Here is an 18,781-nt window from a genome sequence, read left to right as displayed (position 1 = left end):
AGGGCTACGCGACCGGTGCCGCGCCCTCCTGCTCGACCTCCACGCGCGCGTTCCACTCCCGCTTCGCGGCCTGCCAGCCGTCCTCGTCGTGGCCGAGCCGCCAGTAGCCGGAGATCGACAGGTCCTCGCGCGGGATGTCCAGGTCGACGCGGAGCAGCCGGCGCAGTTCCTTCACGGCCGCCGCCTCGCCGTGCACGAACGCGTGCACGCGGCCCTCGGGGAACTCCAGTGCGGTCACGGCCTCGACGAGCCGCTCGCCGAGCGGCCGGCCTCCGCGGTGCAGCCAGACGACCTCCACGTCGGATTCGATCTTCTGCTCCTCCTCGGGGCCGTCGACCTCGATGAAGGCGTGTGCCACCGCACCGGAGGGCAGCGACTCCAGCGCGGCCGCGATCGCCGGCAGGGCGCTCTCGTCACCCGCGAGCAGATGCCAGTCGGCGGCGGTGTCGGGGGTGTAGGCGCCGCCGGGGCCCATGAAGTGGACGGTCTCGCCCGGCTGGACGCGCGCCGCCCACGGCCCGGCCAGGCCCTCGTCGCCGTGGATCACGAAGTCCAGGGTCAGTTCTCGGTGTTCGGGGTTCCAGGCCCGCACGGTGTACGTCCGGGTCACGGGCCACTGCTCGCGCGGGAACTCGGCGCGGATCCGCTCCAGGTCGAAGGGCTCGGGGTAGGTCACGCCCTCGGGGCCGAAGAGGAGTTTCACGTAGTGGTCCGTGCACGTGCCCGCCGAGAACTCGGCCAGGCCCTCGCCGCCGAGGACCACGCGCTGCATGTGCGGGGTCAGCCGTTCGGTGCGGACGACCTGCGCGGAGTGGGGCTTGCGCGGCTTCCGTGCCGGACGTTCTGCCATGACGGCCTCCCATGTTCTATGGTTAGGTTTACCTAAGTTAGCATCTCTTCCCCGGTGATGCCTCCCCTGGGAGAGGTGGATTCACCTCTCTTGCCGAGGATGGCTTTCCGCGCCCGCACATGTCATTCCGTCCGGCGAGAACCATGCTTACGCGCCGTCCGCCCCCGGGGTCACGCGCCGGCGGCCCCGGACGCGCTCAGGGTGAGCAGCAGCCGGTGCAGCGACCCGCCGAGGCCCCAGCGCTCGGCGAGCCCCTCCAGTGTCGCCCCGTCCCGTGGCGCGTGGGGCAAAGAAACGTTCACGTCCGGCAGCGGGACGTCGCCGGCGACCCGGACCACCTTCGGCGCGACCGCGAGGTACGGCCGCGCCTCGTCCAGCCGCTTGCGCTGCGAGGGGGTGAGCTTCGCCTTCGGGTCGTCGACGGCCGCCATGATCCCGGCCAGGTCGCCGAACTCGGCCAGGAGCTTGGCCGCCGTCTTCTCCCCGATGCCCGGCACCCCCGGCAGTCCGTCGCTCGGGTCGCCGCGCAGCAGCGCCAGATCCGCGTACCCGCGCCCGTCGACGCCGTACTTCTCACGCAGCCAGGCCTCGTCGGTGGTCTGGAGCGTGCCCACGCCCTTGAGCGGGTACAGCACCCGCACCCCGCGCGCGTCGTCCACCAGCTGGTACAGGTCGCGGTCGCCGGTGACGATGTCGACCGGGCCCGTCGCCCGCGCGGTGAACGTGCCGATCACATCGTCCGCCTCGTAGCCGGTGACACCCACCCGCGCGATGCCCAGCGCGTCCAGCACCGCCTCGATCACCGGTACCTGCGGCGAGAGCGTGTCCGGCACCTCCTCCTCGTCCGGGCCCACCGGGCGCTCCTCGGCGACGCGGTGCGCCTTGTAGGAGGGGATCAGGTCGACCCGCCACTTCGGGCGCCAGTCGGCGTCCATGCAGGCCACCAGCTCGTCCGGCCGGTGGTCCTTGACCAGGCGGTCGATGAAGTCGAGCAGTCCGCGCACGGCGTTCACCGGCGTGCCGTCCGGGGCCTTCACGGAGTCCGGGACGCCGAAGTAGGCGCGGAAGTAGAGCGAGGCGGTGTCGAGGAGCATCAGTCGTCCGGTCACGTCCCGCATCATGCCCCACGGGTGCCCGGGTGACCGGCAGGTATTCACTCCCGTGGCATGCGTGAACATCGTTCGTGCGTCCTGTGAACTGAGCCACTCGCGTGTTTGTCCGCATCGGGCCAGGGCAGGCGCGGCCTCGGAGCGGCGCAAGGTTGCATATTCAACCGTTGGCTTTGCGTCAGCACGCGCCGAGTGCCGCTCCTGTCCCCGTCCCCGAACGAGTGGGTAAGCGTGTCAGCCAGGCTTGAGGCCGAACATCTCTTCAAGGTGTTCGGAAGACGACAGAACGAGGCGGTCGAACGGCTCCGCGAAGGAGCCACCCGGGAGGAACTGCGCGCCGACGGCACCACCGCCGCCGTCATCGACGTCTCCTTCACCGTCGGCCCCGGACAGATCTTCGTCGTCATGGGCCTGTCCGGCTCGGGCAAGTCCACCCTGCTGCGCATGCTCAACGGACTCCTCGAGCCCACCGCCGGCCGCGTCCTCTTCGACGGCCGGGACCTCACCGCCCTGAGCGGCCGTGACCTGCGCGAGGTCCGCGCCCGGAAGATCAGCATGGTCTTCCAGCACTTCGCGCTCTTCCCGCACCGCAGCGTCCTCGACAACGCCGCCTACGGCCTCGCCGTCCAGGGCGCGCCCCGCGCCGAGCGCGAGGAACGGGCCACCGAGGCGCTCCGGCTCTGCGGCCTGGCCGGCTGGGAGAAGTCCTGGCCCGACGAACTGTCCGGCGGCATGCAGCAGCGCGTGGGCCTGGCCCGCGCCCTCGCCACCGACGCCGACCTCCTCCTCATGGACGAGTCCTTCAGCGCACTGGACCCGCTGATCCGCCGGGACATGCAGGACCAGCTGCTCACGCTCCAGCAGACCCTGAAGAAGACCATCGTCTTCATCACCCACGACCTCAACGAGGCCATGCGCCTCGGCGACCGGATCGCCGTCATGCGCGACGGCCGGATCGTGCAGACCGGCACGGCCGAGGACATCCTGCTGCGCCCCGGGAACGACTACGTCGCCTCCTTCATCCAGGACGTCGACCGCTCCCGGGTGCTGACCGCCTCCGCCGTCATGGACCCCCACGTCCGCGGCGACGAGGCCGACTGCGGCTGCGAGACCGCGACCCCCGACACCCCGTTCACCACGCTGTGCGCGCTCAGCGCCCGCCTGACCCACCCGGTCGCCGTCCTCGACGGCGGACGCGGGCTCGTCGGGGTCGTACCCAGGCGCCGCCTGGTCGGCCTCCTCGGCGACGCGGAGGGCCCCGGCACGCCCTGCGACCGCGAGCGGAACAGGCGCAAGGAGGTGACCGCCCGTGCCTAGGCTCCGGCTCGGCGACGGGGTCGACTCCGGCCTCGACTGGCTCGTCACCCACCTCTCCTGGCTCTTCGACGCGGTCAAGACGGTCGTCCAAGGCATGTACGACGGGATCGACGCCGTCCTCACCGCCCCCCAGCCGCTGCTGCTCGCCGGCATCCTCGCGGTGCTCGCCTGGTGGCTGCGCGGCCTGCTCGCGGGCGCCCTCGCCTTCGCCGGATTCGCGCTCATCGACTCCCTCGCGCTGTGGGACGAGGCGATGTCGACGCTGTCCCTGGTGCTCGTGGCGACCGCCGTCGCCCTGGTGATCTCGATCCCGCTCGGCATCTGGGCGGCCCGCTCCCAGCCGGTCGCCGCGGCCCTGCGCCCGGTGCTGGACCTGCTCCAGACCATGCCGTCGATGGTCCTGCTGATCCCCGCGATCCTGTTCTTCGGCATGGGCGTCCCGGCCGGTGTCGTCGCCACCCTGATCTTCGCGCTCGCGCCCGGCGTCCGCATGACCGAGCTGGGCATCCGCCAGGTCGACGCCGAACTCGTGGAGGCGGCCGAGGCGTTCGGCACGACACCGCGCGACACCCTGTTCCGGGTCCAGCTCCCGCTCGCCCTGCCGACCATCATGGCGGGCGTCAACCAGGTCATCATGCTCGGCCTGTCCATGGTCGTCATCGCCGGCATGGTCGGCACCGGCGGCCTCGGCGGGGCCGTCAACGAGGCGATCGGTCAGCTCGACATCGGCCTCGGCTTCGAGGCGGGCCTCGGGATCGTCGTCCTCGCCGTCTACCTGGACCGCATGACGGGCGCCCTCGGCACCCGGATCTCCCCGCTGGGCCGCCGTGCCGCCGCCCGGGCCCGCACCGGCGTGTGGGCGCACCGCCCCCGCCCCACCGTCGCCCTCTCTGGTGTGGCCGTGCTCGCCCTGGTGGCGGGCGGACTGGGTGTCCTCGGCCCCTCCTCCGGCGGCGCCGCGGCCTCCGCCACGGACGTCGGCAGGGGCCGGGAGATCAGCATCGGCTACATCCCCTGGGACGAGGGCATCGCCTCCACCTACCTCTGGAAGGAACTCCTGGAGGAGCGCGGCTTCAAGGTGAAGACCACCCAGTACGCCGCCGGCCCCCTCTACACCGGCCTCGCCACCGGCCAGATCGACTTCCAGACCGACTCCTGGCTGCCCACCACCCACGCCGAGTACTGGAAGAAGTACGGCGACCGGCTCGACGACCTCGGCCGGTGGTACGGCCCGACCTCGCTGGAGCTCTCGGTCCCCTCGTACATGAAGGACGTGAACTCGCTCGCGGACCTGAAGGACCACGCCGCCGAGTTCGGCGGGAGGATCACCGGCATCGAGCCCAGCGCCGGGATGATGGGCCTGCTCAAGGACAAGGTCCTCGAGGAGTACGGCCTCGACGGCGCCTACCGGGTCGTCGACGGCTCCACGCCCGCGATGCTCGCCGAGCTCAAGCGCGCGTACGCCAGGAAGCAGCCGATCGTCGTCACCCTCTGGTCGCCCCACTGGGCCTACAGCACCTACGACCTCAAGAAGCTGAAGGACCCCGAGGGCGCCTGGGGCGAGGGCGACGGCGTGCACACCCTCGCCCGGCAGGACTTCGCCGCCGACCAGCCCGAGGTCGGCGCCTGGCTGAAGGACTTCCGGATGACGGAGGAGCAGCTCACCGGCCTGGAGGCACAGATCCAGCGGGCCGGCAAGGGCAAGGAGCAGGACGCGGTCCGCACCTGGCTGAAGGGCCACCCCGGTCTCGTCGACCGCTGGGTCCCGGTGGCCGGGGCGGGACACGGGAGCCGGGCGGCCGGGTGACCTGACAGCCCCGGCACCGCCCGTCGAGGGGCGGGCACCGACGTACGACGCGACGCGTACGGCGGGGCCCGCCCCTCGTGGCGTGTCCGCAGCTGAGACGTTCCTTCGCCACGGTAAGGATCCGGCCAACCACGCAGAGCCACCCCCAGGCCTGGGGTGAGGTGCTTGCGAAGCCCGGGACGAGCGGGAACACTCACGGCCGTTCGCGCATTGAACCGGAAAAGCAGAGGGCGAGCGAGCGCCCGGCGACCCGGACGGCCCGTTCCGCTGGCGCGATCTGTGGGGTGGTGTGTCACGTGGTGTGTCCTCGATGTGACGGGCACATGAAACGGTTTGCCGAACATGCGTAGGGTGCAGAGAACTCTTCAGGACACCGACGGTTTCTGCGAGCGAAGGAGGGAGCCGGAGCGATGGGCGACCACAAAGAACAGCCCCTGCGGGTCGGCGCGGCCGTACGGCGGCGACGCCGGGCCCTGGACCTCACCCTCGCCGTCGTGGCCGAGCGCAGCGGCCTGTCGGTCCCCTTCCTGAGCCAGATCGAGAACGACCGGGCCCGGCCCAGCACCGGCTCCCTGGAGAAGCTCGCCGACGCCCTGCGTACCACGGCCGTCGAACTCCTCGCCGCCGCCGACCCGGCGTGCAGCGTGGACGTCGTCCGCGCGGAGATCACCGAGACCCCGGGACCCGGTCCGCGCTCCCGCTCCCTGGTCCGCGGCCACCACCAGATGCACGCCACGGAGTTCACCGGCGACCACGAGGCCGGCCGGGAGTTCCAGTACCGCAACGACCAGTTGATGTATGTCGCCGACGGCGCCGTGGAGATCGAGGCGGAGGGCCGCGCCTACCGCCTGGGCCGGGGCGACACCCTCTATCTGACCGGCGGGGTCCGCCACCGCTGGCGGGCGACCGTCCCGGACACCCGGGTGGTCGTCGTGGCGGTCGCGGAGCACATCGAGGCGGTCCGGAACCGGAAGCGCTGACGCCCGTGCGGATCGTCTCGCTGGTGCCCTCCCTGACCGAGGCGGTCGCCGTCTCCGTGCCCGGCGCGCTGGTCGGCGCCACCGACTGGTGCAGCCATCCGGCCGACCTCGACGTCACCCGGATCGGCGGCACCAAGAACCCGGACGTCGGACGGATCGCCGCCCTCGCGCCCGACCTGGTGATCGCCAACGAGGAGGAGAACCGCGAGCCGGACCTCTCCGCGCTGCGGGCAGCGGGCATCGAGGTGCTGATCACGGAGGTGCGGGACGTCCCGCAGGCCTTCCGGGAGCTCGCCCGCGTCCTCACGGCGTGCGGCGCGCGGACCCGGCCGCGCTGGCTGGACGAGGCGGAGGAGGAGTGGGCCGGGCTCAAGGAGCCGGAGACCCGCCTCTCGGCCGTCGTGCCGATCTGGCGCCGCCCCTGGATGGTGCTGGGCCGCGACACCTTCGCCGGGGACGTGCTGGCCCGCCTCGGCGTCGACCACCTCCACGCGCACCACGAGGACCGCTACCCGAAGATCGCCCTGGACGACCTCCGGGCGGCCGCCCCCGAGGTCGTCGTCCTCCCCGACGAGCCCTACCGCTTCACCCCCGACGACGGCCCCGAGGCCTTCCCCGGGCTGCCCTGCGCACTCGTCAGCGGACGCCATCTGACCTGGTACGGCCCGTCGCTCGCCGAGGCCCCGCAGGCGCTGGGCGAGGCCCTGCGAGCAGCGCTCCGCTGAGCAGCCCCCGGACGGTGCCCGCGGCGACGACGCCCCAGGCGCCCACGAGGACGGCGTACAGCGCGACGGCGAGCACGTCGCAGGCGACCAGCCCCGTGTGCCGGGCCAGGACCGCGGCACCGGTCACACAGGTCCCGACCGGGAACGTGAACGCCCACCACGTCATCGCGAAGCCCATCCCCTCCCGGCGGGCCCGTGCCACCTGCGCACCGGACAGGCACAGCCAGAGCAGGGCGAATCCCATGACGGGCACGCCGTACAGCACGGCGAACACCGCGAAGGCCCGGGCCTGCGGACCCGGTACGACACCCGGCGCCGCCTCCGCGAACCGGCCGACGGCGGTGGTGGACTGGCCGAGCGGGCCGAGGACCAGGAACAGGGTCGGGGTGAGCACGGGCGGCAGCGGGCCGCCGGTCAGCAGCCGGCCGAACACCACCGGCAGCAGCGCGAGCGTGGCCAGCAGACTCAGCCCGAACAGCGCGAGACACGCGAGCAGCAGGGTCGCGCGGGCCTGGCCGGGCGGCAGATACGGCACGAGCGCCGGCCCCGACGCGGCCGACACCATGGGCGCGACGAGCGGCAGCAGCCACACCGGTGTCGGCTGCGCCCCGTGGTGGCGTACGGCCATGAGGTACGGCACGGCGACGGCCGCCGCCAGCGCCACGACCGTACCGGCGCCGAACAGCACGGCGCCGAGGGCGACCGCGGGACCGGTGCCGATCCAGTCCCGCCCGACCGTGAGGGCACCCGCGCCGACGGCGAGCAGCGCCATCGCGAGACAGCCGTGGAAGGGCGCCGTCGCCGGATCCAGGAGATCGGCGCGGGCGCGGTCACGGTGGTGGCGCCAGTGCAGGGCGCGGGCGGCGAGGAGGGCCGGCAGCAGGGCCAGGGACAGCGCCCACAGCGCGGCGCAGGCCGGGCGCAGCCCCGGGAGCCGCAGGGGCAGGGCGGCCCCGGCCGTGCCGACGATCGCCGTGCCCATCACCGTGGCGTACCAGTTCGGTCCGAGATGCCGGACGGCGTGGTGCGCGGGCCGGGGGGCGAGGGGCAGCGGTGGGGCGACGGTGACCATGGTCTCCACGGTCGTGCCTGACGGCCGCCCGGACCAGGGACGCCCTCGCTATGGGGGCATAAACTGGGCTTATGGGCAAGGGTGTGGGGAACGAGGTGGGGAAGGTGGCGGGGAAGGTGGCGGGGATGTCGGAGGACCAGCCCGGAGTCACCGGTTCCCTGGCGCATCGCGTCCCGGATCTCGGGGCGCTGGAGCTGCTGCTGGCCGTGGCCCGGCTGGGCAGTCTGGGGGCGGCCGCGCGCGAGGTGGGCATCACCCAGCCGGCCGCGAGCAGCCGGATCCGCTCCATGGAACGGCAGCTCGGGGTGGCGCTGGTGGACCGTTCGCCGCGCGGGTCCCGGCTCACCGACGCGGGCGCGCTGGTGACGGACTGGGCACGGCGGATCGTGGAGGCGGCGCAGGCCTTCGACGCGGGGGCACAGGCGCTGCGGGACCGGCGGGACTCGCGGCTGCGGGTGGCGGCGAGCATGACGATCGCGGAATATCTGCTGCCGGGGTGGCTGGTGGCGCTGCGCGAGGGCCGGCCCGACACGGCGGTGTCACTGCACGCCGGGAACTCGGCGGCGGTGGCGGAGCGGCTGCTGTCGGGGGAGGCGGACCTCGGCTTCGTGGAGGGACTGACGGTCCCCACCGGCCTCGACTCCGCCGTCATCGCCCACGACCGGCTGATCGTCGTGGTGGCACCCGGACACGCCTGGGCCCGGCGCCGGCGGGGGCTGGCCGCCGCCGAGCTGGCCGTCACCCCGCTGATCCTCCGTGAGAAGGGCTCCGGCACCCGGCAGGTCCTCGACACGGCGCTGGGCGGGCTGGCCCGTCCCCTGATCGAGCTCTCCTCGACGACGGCGGTGAAGGCGGCGGCGGTGAGCGGTGCCGGTCCCGCGGTCCTCAGCGAACTGGCGGTCGGCGAGGAACTGGCCCTGCGGCGTCTGGTGGGCGTCCCGGTGGAAGGGGTGTCGCTCGCCCGGGACCTGCGCGCGGTGTGGCCGACCGGACACCGCCCGACGGGCCCGGCGCGGGACCTCCTGTCCCTGACCCGCGGCTGACGGCCCCGTCCCTGGGCCACGTCCCCCGAAAAGCGCTCGCAGCAGCACCCCCGCCCCGGTCACCATGCCCCATGACCACCCCCGCCCCGCCCGCCGAAGGCACCCGGACCCCCTGGGCAGACCTCCCCGCCCCCGTCCGTGCGGCCGTCGCCGAGCTTCTCGGTGCGCCCGTCACACACGCCGTCACCCAGCCCGGCGGCTTCTCCCCGGGTGTCGCCGCCCGCCTGCGCACGGCCGCGGGCCACCGCGCCTTCGTCAAGGCGGTCGGTGCTCACACCAACCCCGACAGCCCCGGCCTCCACCGCGCCGAGGCCCGCAACGCCGCCGCCCTCCCGCCCACCGTCCCCGCCCCCCGCCTCCTCGGCACCTACGACGACGGCACCTGGGTCGCCCTCGTCTTCGAGGAGGTCCCCGGCCGCCAGCCCCGCATCCCCTGGCGCGAGCCCGAGCTGCGTCGCGTGCTGGACGCCGTGGCCCACCTGAGCCGCGCCCTCACCCCCGCCCCGCTCCCGGCCCCGTCCGCCGCCGAGTCGCTCACCGGGTCCTTCGCGGGCTGGGAGCGGCTCACCGCACCGGAGGCGGAAGACCGCCGCGACCGCCTCGACCCCTGGACGCGTGAGCGGCTCCCGGCCCTCGCCGCGCTCGCCGCGGACTGGCCGCGGGCCACCGCCGGCGACACCCTCGCCCACGGCGACCTGCGCGCCGACAACATCCTGCTGACCCCCGACGACCGCGTCGTCTTCGTCGACTGGCCGCACGTCGTACGCGTTATCTAGAGGTGGGTTTGAGTCTTGAGGGACGTGAGTTCAGTCGTCACTCTTCTGTGTGCCTTATGCGTATCTGATAGGTCGTAGGGACGTTTGGCTCGTTGGTCCGTCCGTGAAGTTCCATGCTGAGAAGGTGACGCTCCCCGGTGCCGTACTGACGGTGGCGTGGGTCGTGGTCGACGAGCTGTACCGGATGCAGGTTGAGGCGAGTACGTACCTGGAGAGCCTGCGTGGCCGCCACTGTTCCCCGAACACACTGCGGAACTACGCCAGCCGGGTCGCTCTGTATCTGACGTGGTGCGATGAGCGCGGGCTGTCCTGGTCGGCGCCGGGCTTCGAGAACCTGGTGAAGTTCCGGGACTGGCTGGTCAGCGAGCCGTTGCCCGCCCGGGGGAAGAAGCCTCCCGCCCGTGTCCGGTTCCGCTCGGACGGCAGCGCGGACGCGGTTCTGGGCACGATGACCGAGTTCCTGGGCTTCGGCGTCCAGCACGGCTGGGTGAGCGTCGACTTCGCGCTGATGCTCTCGCATCCGAAGTACCTGAGGTTCCTTCCGCAGGGATTCAGCGCCGGTGAGGGCGGCAGGTTCCGCGAGATCCAGACGCGGACGCTGAAGTTCAAGGGGGACACCCCGGGCATCGAGTTCCTTACCGCTGAGCAGGTGGAGTTGATGACCCGCCTGGCGAGGAACGCCCGTGACCGGTTCTTGATCGTGCTGATGCGGGCCACCGGCATGAGGATCGGGGAGACGCTCGGCCTTCGCCGCGAGGACCTGCACCTGCTTCCCGACTCGCGCGGACTGGGCTGCTTCCACCAAGGGCCGCATGTCCATGTCCGGCGCCGCGACGACAACGCCAACAACGCGCTCGCGAAGTCCCGCGTGGCGCGCGTCATTCCGGTCGAGGCCGAGGTCATCGACTACTACCGGGAGTATCAGTGGGAACGTGAGCAGGTCCCGGAGGCGGCCGGCTGCGACATGGTCTTCGTGAACCTCTTCCGGGCCCCGCTCGGTGGGGCCATGAGCTATCCGAACGCCAAGCAACTCTTCGACCGGATCGCCACGTGGGCGGAGATCGTCGCCCGGCCGCACATGATGCGGCATACCGCGGGCACGGAGTGGCTTGAGGCTGGTGTTCCGGACGATGTGGTGTCGGATCTGCTGGGCCACCAGTCCCCGCAGTCCCTCAAGCCCTATAAGCATGTCCGGGACCGGCGGAAACGCGAGGCCGTCGAGCGTGTCGCGGCGGCGAGGCGGTGACGGCCGTCACGACGGCCACGGCCGTCGATCCCGCGGGGCCGTCGCCGTTCGCCGTCGACTGGACGGGATGGGAGCGGTGGCTGCGCGAGCAGGTTGATCCTGCCTGGCGGCCGGGTGAGTGGGAGGAGAAGTGGTGGCTGTTCACGGGCGACCCTGACAACCCGCGGACGTCGATCTGGCAGTGCCAGACTCCGGCCTGCACCATCGGCGTCTACTCTCGCCGGGGGCGGTGTATCACCTGCGCGCGGGACCACAAGGTGGCCGGCGTGTCCTGGGAGGAATTCGACCGCACCTATGTTGTGAATCGGATGCTCCGGGACGGAGTCGATCCGGAGGACTGCGCAGTCGTCCGCGACGGCACGCGGTGCGGCCGCCCCGGCAACAGCCATGGCCTCTGCAGGGTCCATTACGGGACCTGGGGGCGGCTGCGCCGACTTCATGGACGAACGCGTGCGCCTGACGTCGCACTGTGGGCGGCATCAGGCGTGGCCACGCCGTTCCCGACTCCGCCTCCCTGCTCGGTCGGAGCCTGCCCGAACAAGGCCCTGCACGATCGGACCGTGCTCTGCACCTTCCATATCGGGAAGTGGAAGGTTGAGATGAAGCCGCGCTCGACTACGGCGGACGCCATGGCCTGGGCGGCGCGACAGGCCCCCGTGCTCAACTCCTACCGCTTCTCGCTGATCCAGCTGTCACCCCTTCTGCGGCTGGAGGTCGCCTACGGCCTGCAACGACGTGACGAGCTGGGCAGCCCCCTGGACCCGCGAACGGTCCGGCAGATCGCCCCGGTTCTTGCCCGGCACAACACCAGCCTGGCCATGCGCGATGACCAGCTCGCCGGGCACTTCGAGCGTCAGTTGAACCCGCACTGCGTCTTCCGGCAGGTCGCCTGGTCCGTCCGGCGGGGCTTCGTCGAGTTCTCCGGCACGGATCCGTGGGGCGAAGACCGCCTCGATCTGCGGGCCGCCGGGCTGAAATCCACCAGCCGCACAGGGCGTCGCCGCACGGCGGGAGTCGCGGATCTCTCGGTCCTTCCCCAGCCCTGGCTGCGGGACCTGCTGCGACGCCGGACCGAGGCCGAGCGGCCCAACAGCGATCAGTTCGGACGCTGGCTGCGAGCCGCCACCCTGGCCGGCAAGGGCATGAACCGCCTGCCCGGTGGCGGCCGTGAGCTCTCCAGCCTCGGCTTCGCGCACATGCAGGCAGCCTTCGAGGAGATCGCCTCCGACCGCCGCCGCGACGGCAAGCTCTGCGGCTCCAAGTTCCGCAGCGACCTGCTCGGACTGTTCTTCCAACTGCTGGACTTCGGACGGTTCGCCGGACTTCTCGACGAGGCTCCCGGCAGCTTCGCCCGGCACCCCACGCACACCATCCCGAGGGAGGACACCAACGAGGAGGAGATCGGCAAGGCCGTCCCCGAGCCGGTCATCGCTCAGCTGGATGCCGCGCTGGACTCGATCGCCGCCGGGATCACCTACGGGGACCTGTCCGACGGCGAGATCCGGGAGATGTTCCAGACCCTCTACATCGTGCTGCGGGACTGCGGCCGCCGTCCCCTGGAAGTGGTGTCCCTGCCCCGGCACTGCCTCGAACACGACGGCGACGATGTCGAGTTGATCTGGGACAACCACAAAGGCCGTCGCCTGCGGCGCAGGCTCCCGCTCAGCCGCGAGACCGTCGAGAGGATCAAGCGGTGGCAGCAGATCCGCGACCGTATCCCGGCACCGCGGCACAGCGACGCCTATCTCTTTCCCGCGATCTCGGACTACAGCGGCATCGCTCACATGAACTCCGTGTCCCTCAGCGCGGCCATCCGCAACTGGGTCGACGCGCTGCCGGAACTGCTCAGTGACGTCGTCGGCCCCGACGGGCAGCTGGTGCCGTTCGACCGGTCCTTGATCTTCCCCTACGCGTTCCGGCACTCGTTCGCGCAACGGTTCGCGGACGCCGACACACCCCTTGACGTGCTGCAATCCCTCATGGACCACGATGATCCAAAGACGACGATGGGCTACTACCGCGTCACCCTGGAACGGAAGCGGAAAGCGGTGAAGAAGCTCAGTCTGCTGGTCACCGACCGGCACGGAGCGGCGAAACCGTGCTCCCCGCAAGCGTACGAGCACCGGTCGGTCGCCGTCCCGTTCGGCGGCTGCACCGAGCCGTCCAACGTCAAGGCCGGAGGGCAGGCATGCCCCTTGCGGTTCCAGTGCGCGGGCTGCGGTTTCTATCGCCCCGACCCCTCCTACCTGCCCGCGATCGAGGACCAGATCAACAGCCTGCGCTCGGACCGCGAGACTGCCCAGGCGATGGACGCCGCCGACTTCGTGATCGGTAACCTCACCGCGCAGATCGCCGCCTACCAGCAGGTCGCGGCCACGATGCGCGATGGCCTGACAGCCCTGCCGGACGAGGAACGGGCGGAGATCGAGGAAGCCGCGTCCGTCCTGCGGCAGGTCAGATCCGGGAGTACACGACCGCTACTACCGCTGTCCGTCGTCCGCAAGGCGGCTCCATGACGGCGGTCCGCACACCCGCTCAGGTCCTGGCCGAGGCCCGTCGAGCCGACAGCCAGCGCAAACGGACCAGCGTCCTGGCAGCACTCCAGACCCTGGCGGCGGCCGGCGAGCGCATCACCTTCGCCACAGTCGCACGAGCGGCCCAAGTGTCCACCTGGCTCGTCTACGCCGAAGGAGTACGCGAGCACGTCCAGGCCGCGATCGACCAGCAGTCTCATGAACCCGCGAAGGCCCGAAGCCAGGGCCGGCAGACCAGCCCGGCAAGTCTGACGACCGACCTCGCCCTGGCCCGGGAAGAGATCAGCTCTCTGCGGGACGAACGCGACCGGCTCCGTGAGGCCGTCCGGCAGCAACTCGGCCAGCAGCTCGACCAGGTCAGCAATCGGCAGCTGACCGACCGCGTCAGCGAACTCACGGAACAGGTCCGGCAGTTGGAGCGGTCCGAAGCCCAGGCCAGGACCGAGGCCGAGCAGCTCGGCTCACGCGTCGCGGAACTGCAGGCCGACCTTGCGGCGGCCCGCACCAGCCTGCGGAAGATGATCAGGCAGCAGGCAGGCCCACCCGACGGGCAATGACTTCGGCCGGCTCGTCCAGCAGCTCGGAGGCCAGGTCCAGCAGCGGGGGCGTCAGTTCGGGGTGATCGCCCCGGCTGCCGGCCATCAGCAGCTCGGCCACCGCGAACAACTGGACCTGACGTCCTCCAGCACCGGTCAGGAGGCCGGAGAAGCGGTCCGTGATCTCCGCCGCCACGGAGGGCTGCAAGAGGGAGTACGCGCGGAGAACGGCAACATCCCACCCCGCCGGCGCCAACCCCCATCCCTCCCAATCGAAGAGAACGCATGCCGGAGCCGTCAGATTCGCCCAGTGCAGATCGCCATGGCTGGCCTTCCACACGGCGACTTCCGGATCGACTCGGCCGCCGCTGATCCACTCCAGGCGCCGGTTCACCAGGTCCTGACGGACCGACACCCGGTCCGTCGCGGTCGCCGCCACCGCTTTGAGGGACGTCTCCAGTTCCTTCCACCAGCTCTCCGACAACTGCACGGGTCCCTGCAGCTCGGGCGTCACCGACACCGGCGCGTCCTCGACGAAGGTCGAAAGCTCGGCCCGGAAACGGAGTTCCTCCTCGGCCCAGTCACGGACCCCCAGCAACTCCGGCCGGGCCGCCCCCGCGATGGCCTGCGCGGACTCGTTACCCATCCAGAGTCTCTCGCTGACCTTGTCCGTCGGCGCGACGACTACCCGGAGCCACCTGACGAGTCCGTTCACCGTCACCTTGCCGCCCAGGGTCCGCCCTCTCCAGCCCTCGGCCCGCACCCCATCGACGGCCTGGCAGCCGAACTCCTCCGCAGCCCGCGCGAACATCTCCCGAAGAAGGTGGAGATCAGTTTCAGAGGGCTTCCACATCGGCACCGTCTATCCCCTCGGGTCGCCTGTTCTCTTTCGGACCAGCATTCCAGGGGGTCGAGGTGTGCCCAAAGCTGCCAGTAGTTGTTCTTGCGGCGTACGGGCGCCCAGGTAGAGCTGGGTAAGGCTGCGGGCGGTCACACGGACTGCCCGTCCAGCGGCAGCACTTCGGCTGCGCGCCTGCTCAGGAGACTAGGACTTGGGTGCCCGCCACATCGTGGCGCTGAACTCGATGCGGTCCGGTTCACCTGTGACAATGTCGCGGTCCCCACCCACGAACCGCGTGATCTGAAGGCGCACCACGTTGCCCTGGTCGGTGATCAGGCAGAAGCCGCTACCAACCTCCGCCGGCCACTGGTCCATGCGCATGGCATCGAATCCACCCGCCTCGGCGTCGGCGGCACATTGCTTCGGCTGCGTGGGAGGGGACGTGTCTGCGAACACCGCTGTCCGCCCCTCCTCGAGCACCAACTCCGGGAAGGCGTCAGTGCGGTAGAGCAAGTCGGGCTCGACGAGCTTCCCTTCAGTCTCCGCGTCCTCCCGCATTCGCTTGTATTCGGCGGAGCCGAACGTCTGGGCGCGTGGGCGGTCGAGGTCGAGCGTGCCGAAGTCCCATCCGGCAGGCTTAGAGACGCCGACCTTGCGGTCTTTGTAGACCAGCTTGTAGCTGTTCGCCGGCACCTGGGTCGACGGCGTGGGGGACGGCGCTTGCGAGTCCTGCGGCTGGGGACTGGTGACCGCGCTGGGCTGTCCTGCGGTGGGCGGTGTGCTGACAGCCGGGTTACTGTCCGACGGGTCCTTGTCGTCGTCATCAGCGGTGTACACCATCGCCCCGACGGTCAGCACGCCGACGACGAGGGTGGCTAGCGCGCCAATCACCGCTCCCCGTCCGCCACCGTCCAGCCGGTTGTCGTGGTAGTCGCGCAGGCGCTGCCGCAGGGGCCGCCGTCCGGTGCTGCCGTTTGCCGGTGGGTCCTCGGGAGTCGGCGGGGGCCCCGCGGCAGACGAGTCCGCGGGTGCGGTGCTACTGGTTTCGTCCGGCGCTGTCACCGCGTCGTCCCCTTCCCCCGAAACATTGACTCGCGGATCACCGTATCGCGCCTGTCCGGCTGCTGTGGCCCTGTGCGGGAAGGGTCAGTGGCCCGGTGTACTCGATGCCACGCCCCCGGCGGAGCGGGCCGTTCGGCCGCGGGCCGACGATGCCGAGACCGACGACAACGAGGACGGCCCTTTCACACGGAAGAAGTAGGGATGTCAGCCGTCAGGGCTTGACGTCCCCAACGTCCCTAATCGCTCTGCACCTGTCTGACCAGCACAAATGGGCCGGACATCTAGATAAGGCACGCCGCCCCCTGGTTCGACCTGCTGGTCATGCTGCCCTGCGTACGGGCCCAGGGCGGACCGGAGCCGGAGGAGCTGTTCGGCGCGCACCCCTGCGGCCGGGACGCGGACCCGGACGCGGTGACCGTGGCCCTCGCCGCATGGCCGGCTACTTCGTCGAGGCCTCGCTGCGCCCGTCCCCACCCGGGCTGCCCACCCTGCGCGCCTTCCAGCGCGCCCAGGGCGAGGCGGCCCTCGCCTGGCTCAGGGGGCGGTGGCGGCGGTCGTAGCGGCCACGGCCGCCTCGACCAGCGCCCGCATCACCCGCAGGTCCTCACCCATCTCCGGATGCCACTGGACCCCGAGCGCCCAGCCGTCGGCGGCCGGCAGCTCCACCGCCTCCACGGTCCCGTCCGCCGCGTACGCGCTCGGGACGAGACCGGTGCCGAGGCGGTCGACGGCCTGGTGGTGGTACGTGGGCACGGAGCTCTCCTCCGGGACTGCGGCGGCGTACCGCGTGCCCGGGACCGGCTTGACGGGGTGGCTGCCGAACACCCCGACCACCTCCGCGTGCCCCTCGATGTGCTGGGTCAGCGTGCCGCCGAGCGCCACGTTCAGCAGCTGCATGCCCCGGCAGATGCCCAGCAGCGGTACGCCCGCCGCGAGCGCCGCGTCGATCAGGGCGAGTTCCCACGCGTCCCGCTCCCGGGCCGGCGGACCGGTACGGGGGTCGCGCTCGGCGCCGTAGCGGACCGGCTCGACGTCCGGGCCGCCCGCGATCACCAGACCGTCCAGACGGGCGACCGTCGCCGCCGCGTGTCCGGGCGCGTCCGGCGGGAGCAGCGCGGCCAGACCGCCCGCCCGCTGCACCAGCCGCGGATATCCGGCCGGCAGCAGCGCGGCGTCCAGCTCCCACACGCCCCAGCGCGCCCCGGCCTCCAGATACGTGCTGACCCCGATCAACGGGCGGCCGCCGTCCGTCATGTGTCCTCCCGTCCCCGCAATGGGTTTTCCCCAGACCAATGACATGTCATGCCAGGAACCCCCGGAGCAGCGCCGCCGTCCCGGCGCAGTGCTCCCGCATCATCTCCCGCGCCCCGTCCGCGTCCCCGTCCAGCACCGCCTCGACCAGCGCGAGGTGCTGCCGCTGCGAGTGCTCCAGGTTGCGCACCAGGAGCGGGATGCAATCCAGCAACTCGTTCACCGTCGCCCGCACGGCCGCGTACTGCGCGGTCAGCGAGGGGGAGCCGCACAGCTCGGCCAGCGTGAGATGGAGCAGGGTGTCCAGCCGCCGGTAGTCGGCCAGCGGGGCGTCCGCGGTCCGGGCGAGGGCGTCGCGCAGCCGGTCCGCCTGCTCGTCGGTCAGCCCGTGCGCCGCGCACAGTCCCGCCGCGCCGACCTCCAGCACCTCGCGGAACCGCAGGACGTCCTCGATGTCGACCTCGGCGATCCGGCGCCGCAGCTCGTCCTCGCCGCCGGCGTCCGCGCGCGGCAGCACAAACGTTCCGCCGTAGCGGCCCCGCCGGGACTCCACCAGCCCCTGGTCCTGGAGCACCTTCAGCACCTCGCGCAGTGTCACCCGGCTGATCCCGAGCCGCTCCGCCAGGTCCCGCTCGGCCGGCAGCCGCTCGCCGCCGGGCACCAGGCCCAGCCGTACGACCTGGAGGATCTGCTCCAGCGCCTCCTCGAAGCCGTTCCCCGCGCGCACCGGCCGCAGCACCGGGGCCAGCCGGTCCCCGAGGCCGCCGTCCGCGTCCACCGACATCTGGCCGTGCCCCCTTCCCAAGCAATGGTTCTCCGCAATACCTTATGGCTCCCGGTCGTCCGAGCCATCCAAGCCCAGGAAGTCCCAGAAACAAAGAAGAAGTCACAGGAACAAAGCAGCCCAGGAAGCCTGAAGGAGGCCCTCCCGTGGCAGACCGCACACCCCCGCTCGGCGTCGAGGAACTGCACGCCCTCGTCGCGAGCGGTGAGATCGACACCGTCGTCCTGGCCTTCCCCGACATGCAGGGGCGGCTCCAGGGCAAGCGGTTCGCCGCCCGCTTCTTCCTCGACGAGGTCCTCCACCACGGCACCGAGGGCTGCAACTACCTCCTCGCCGTCGACACCGAGATGAACACCGTCGACGGCTACGCCATGTCCTCCTGGGAGCGGGGCTACGGCGACTTCGCCATGCACCCCGACCTGTCCACCCTGCGCCGCGTGCCCTGGAACGCCGGTACCGCGATGCTGGTCGCCGATCTCGCCTGGAACGACGGCTCGCCGGTCGTCGCCGCCCCGCGCCAGATCCTCCGCCGCCAGCTGGAGCGACTCGCCGAGCACGGCCTCACCGCCCAGGTCGGCACCGAGCTGGAGTTCATCGTCTTCAAGGACAGCTACGAGCAGGCCTGGGACGCGAACTACCGGGGGCTGACCCCGGCCAACCAGTACAACATCGACTACTCGGTCCTCGGGACCGGACGGATCGAGCCGCTGCTGCGCCGCATCCGCAACGACATGGCCGGTGCCGGCCTCACCGTCGAGTCCGCCAAGGGCGAGTGCAACCCCGGACAGCACGAGATCGCCTTCCGCTACGACGAGGCCCTCGTCACCTGCGACCAGCACGCGATCTAC

Annotated in this window: 17 protein-coding genes and 1 pseudogene; 11 read left to right on the top strand and 7 right to left on the bottom strand. The window is 71.6% G+C overall.

Going from position 1 to position 18,781, the window contains the following annotated elements; all coding sequences use genetic code 11:
* Positions 1 to 4: 4 nt before the first annotated feature.
* Entirely contained in the window at positions 5 to 850 is an 846-nt protein-coding gene (locus AQJ64_RS34270; protein WP_059203267.1) for a siderophore-interacting protein, read from the bottom strand.
* A 170-nt stretch (positions 851 to 1,020) separates the two neighbouring features.
* On the bottom strand, positions 1,021 to 1,968 hold the full coding sequence (locus AQJ64_RS34265) for a 5'-3' exonuclease (RefSeq protein WP_240512640.1): 948 nt from the start codon (positions 1,966 to 1,968) through the stop codon (positions 1,021 to 1,023).
* 222 nt (positions 1,969 to 2,190) lie between these two features.
* On the opposite strand from AQJ64_RS34265, the gene AQJ64_RS34260 reads away from it, so the two are divergent.
* The 4 genes from AQJ64_RS34260 (at position 2,191) to AQJ64_RS34245 (ending at position 6,788) form a co-directional block, all read left to right on the top strand.
* Positions 2,191 to 3,276: a quaternary amine ABC transporter ATP-binding protein gene (locus tag AQJ64_RS34260; RefSeq protein WP_055634390.1), complete on the top strand. Its 1,086-nt coding sequence runs from the start codon at positions 2,191 to 2,193 to the stop codon at positions 3,274 to 3,276.
* Positions 3,269 to 5,083: an ABC transporter permease/substrate binding protein gene (locus AQJ64_RS34255; RefSeq protein WP_055634391.1), complete on the top strand. Its 1,815-nt coding sequence runs from the start codon at positions 3,269 to 3,271 to the stop codon at positions 5,081 to 5,083. The genes AQJ64_RS34260 and AQJ64_RS34255 overlap by 8 nt, the downstream gene beginning before the upstream one ends.
* Positions 5,084 to 5,493: 410 nt before the next feature.
* Positions 5,494 to 6,063, top strand: a complete 570-nt coding sequence (locus tag AQJ64_RS34250) for a helix-turn-helix domain-containing protein (RefSeq protein ID WP_055634392.1) — start codon at positions 5,494 to 5,496, stop codon at positions 6,061 to 6,063.
* 5 nt (positions 6,064 to 6,068) lie between these two features.
* A complete protein-coding gene (locus tag AQJ64_RS34245; protein ID WP_055634393.1) occupies positions 6,069 to 6,788 on the top strand; it encodes a helical backbone metal receptor in 720 nt (239 codons plus the stop codon).
* Here AQJ64_RS34245 and AQJ64_RS34240 read toward each other — a convergent pair.
* On the bottom strand, positions 6,700 to 7,860 hold the full coding sequence (locus AQJ64_RS34240) for a TDT family transporter (protein ID WP_059203266.1): 1,161 nt from the start codon (positions 7,858 to 7,860) through the stop codon (positions 6,700 to 6,702). The two genes, AQJ64_RS34245 and AQJ64_RS34240, sit on opposite strands and share 89 nt — an antisense overlap.
* 125 nt (positions 7,861 to 7,985) lie before the next feature.
* Between AQJ64_RS34240 and AQJ64_RS34235 the strand changes: the two genes are divergently transcribed.
* The 5 genes from AQJ64_RS34235 to AQJ64_RS34215 all read left to right on the top strand — a co-directional run bounded on the left by AQJ64_RS34235 (position 7,986) and on the right by AQJ64_RS34215 (position 14,016).
* Entirely contained in the window at positions 7,986 to 8,903 is a 918-nt protein-coding gene (locus tag AQJ64_RS34235) for a LysR family transcriptional regulator (RefSeq protein ID WP_206189979.1), read from the top strand.
* Positions 8,904 to 8,974: 71 nt separating this feature from the next.
* Positions 8,975 to 9,679 carry a phosphotransferase gene (locus AQJ64_RS34230; protein ID WP_079062118.1) on the top strand — a complete coding sequence of 235 codons (705 nt, stop codon included), beginning with the start codon at positions 8,975 to 8,977 and terminating at the stop codon, positions 9,677 to 9,679.
* A gap of 103 nt (positions 9,680 to 9,782) precedes the next feature.
* Positions 9,783 to 10,925, top strand: a complete 1,143-nt coding sequence (locus AQJ64_RS34225; protein WP_055636354.1) for a tyrosine-type recombinase/integrase — start codon at positions 9,783 to 9,785, stop codon at positions 10,923 to 10,925.
* Positions 10,926 to 11,524: 599 nt separating this feature from the next.
* The gene (locus AQJ64_RS34220) at positions 11,525 to 13,441 is read left to right on the top strand and encodes a tyrosine-type recombinase/integrase (RefSeq protein WP_157881047.1); all 1,917 of its coding nucleotides are present in this window, start codon (positions 11,525 to 11,527) and stop codon (positions 13,439 to 13,441) included.
* Positions 13,438 to 14,016, top strand: coding sequence for a DUF6262 family protein (locus AQJ64_RS34215; protein WP_240512787.1), 579 nt, complete (start codon positions 13,438 to 13,440; stop codon positions 14,014 to 14,016). Before AQJ64_RS34220 ends, AQJ64_RS34215 begins: the two co-directional genes overlap by 4 nt.
* Here AQJ64_RS34215 and AQJ64_RS34210 read toward each other — a convergent pair.
* Both AQJ64_RS34210 and AQJ64_RS34205 read right to left on the bottom strand, forming a co-directional pair.
* Positions 13,982 to 14,854 (bottom strand): aminoglycoside phosphotransferase, encoded by an 873-nt coding sequence (locus AQJ64_RS34210; RefSeq protein ID WP_159060324.1) that lies wholly within the window; start codon positions 14,852 to 14,854, stop codon positions 13,982 to 13,984. The genes AQJ64_RS34215 and AQJ64_RS34210 overlap by 35 nt on opposite strands.
* 186 nt (positions 14,855 to 15,040) lie before the next feature.
* Complete coding sequence (locus tag AQJ64_RS34205) at positions 15,041 to 15,898, bottom strand: hypothetical protein (protein ID WP_157881049.1); 858 nt, start codon at positions 15,896 to 15,898, stop codon at positions 15,041 to 15,043.
* Between the two features lie 294 nt (positions 15,899 to 16,192).
* Here AQJ64_RS34205 and AQJ64_RS48495 point away from each other — a divergent pair.
* Positions 16,193 to 16,458, top strand: a pseudogene (locus AQJ64_RS48495) (aminoglycoside phosphotransferase family protein); the annotation flags it as partial.
* Here AQJ64_RS48495 and AQJ64_RS34200 read toward each other — a convergent pair.
* Both AQJ64_RS34200 and AQJ64_RS34195 read right to left on the bottom strand, forming a co-directional pair.
* The gene (locus tag AQJ64_RS34200) at positions 16,433 to 17,152 is read right to left on the bottom strand and encodes a gamma-glutamyl-gamma-aminobutyrate hydrolase family protein (protein WP_055636357.1); all 720 of its coding nucleotides are present in this window, start codon (positions 17,150 to 17,152) and stop codon (positions 16,433 to 16,435) included. The pseudogene AQJ64_RS48495 and the gene AQJ64_RS34200 sit on opposite strands and share 26 nt — an antisense overlap.
* A gap of 46 nt (positions 17,153 to 17,198) precedes the next feature.
* Positions 17,199 to 17,933, bottom strand: a complete 735-nt coding sequence (locus AQJ64_RS34195) for a FadR/GntR family transcriptional regulator (protein ID WP_055636358.1) — start codon at positions 17,931 to 17,933, stop codon at positions 17,199 to 17,201.
* Positions 17,934 to 18,079: 146 nt separating this feature from the next.
* Between AQJ64_RS34195 and AQJ64_RS34190 the strand changes: the two genes are divergently transcribed.
* Positions 18,080 to 18,781, top strand: a 702-nt coding sequence (locus tag AQJ64_RS34190) for a type I glutamate--ammonia ligase (protein WP_483316193.1), incomplete at its 3' end; no start/stop codon positions are given.

The sequence above is a fragment of the Streptomyces griseoruber genome (assembly GCF_001514205.1).
In the GTDB taxonomy this organism is placed as follows: domain Bacteria; phylum Actinomycetota; class Actinomycetes; order Streptomycetales; family Streptomycetaceae; genus Streptomyces; species Streptomyces griseoruber.
Note: the sequence above shows the minus strand (reverse complement) of the source record. Positions and strands in the feature narration are given on the sequence as shown.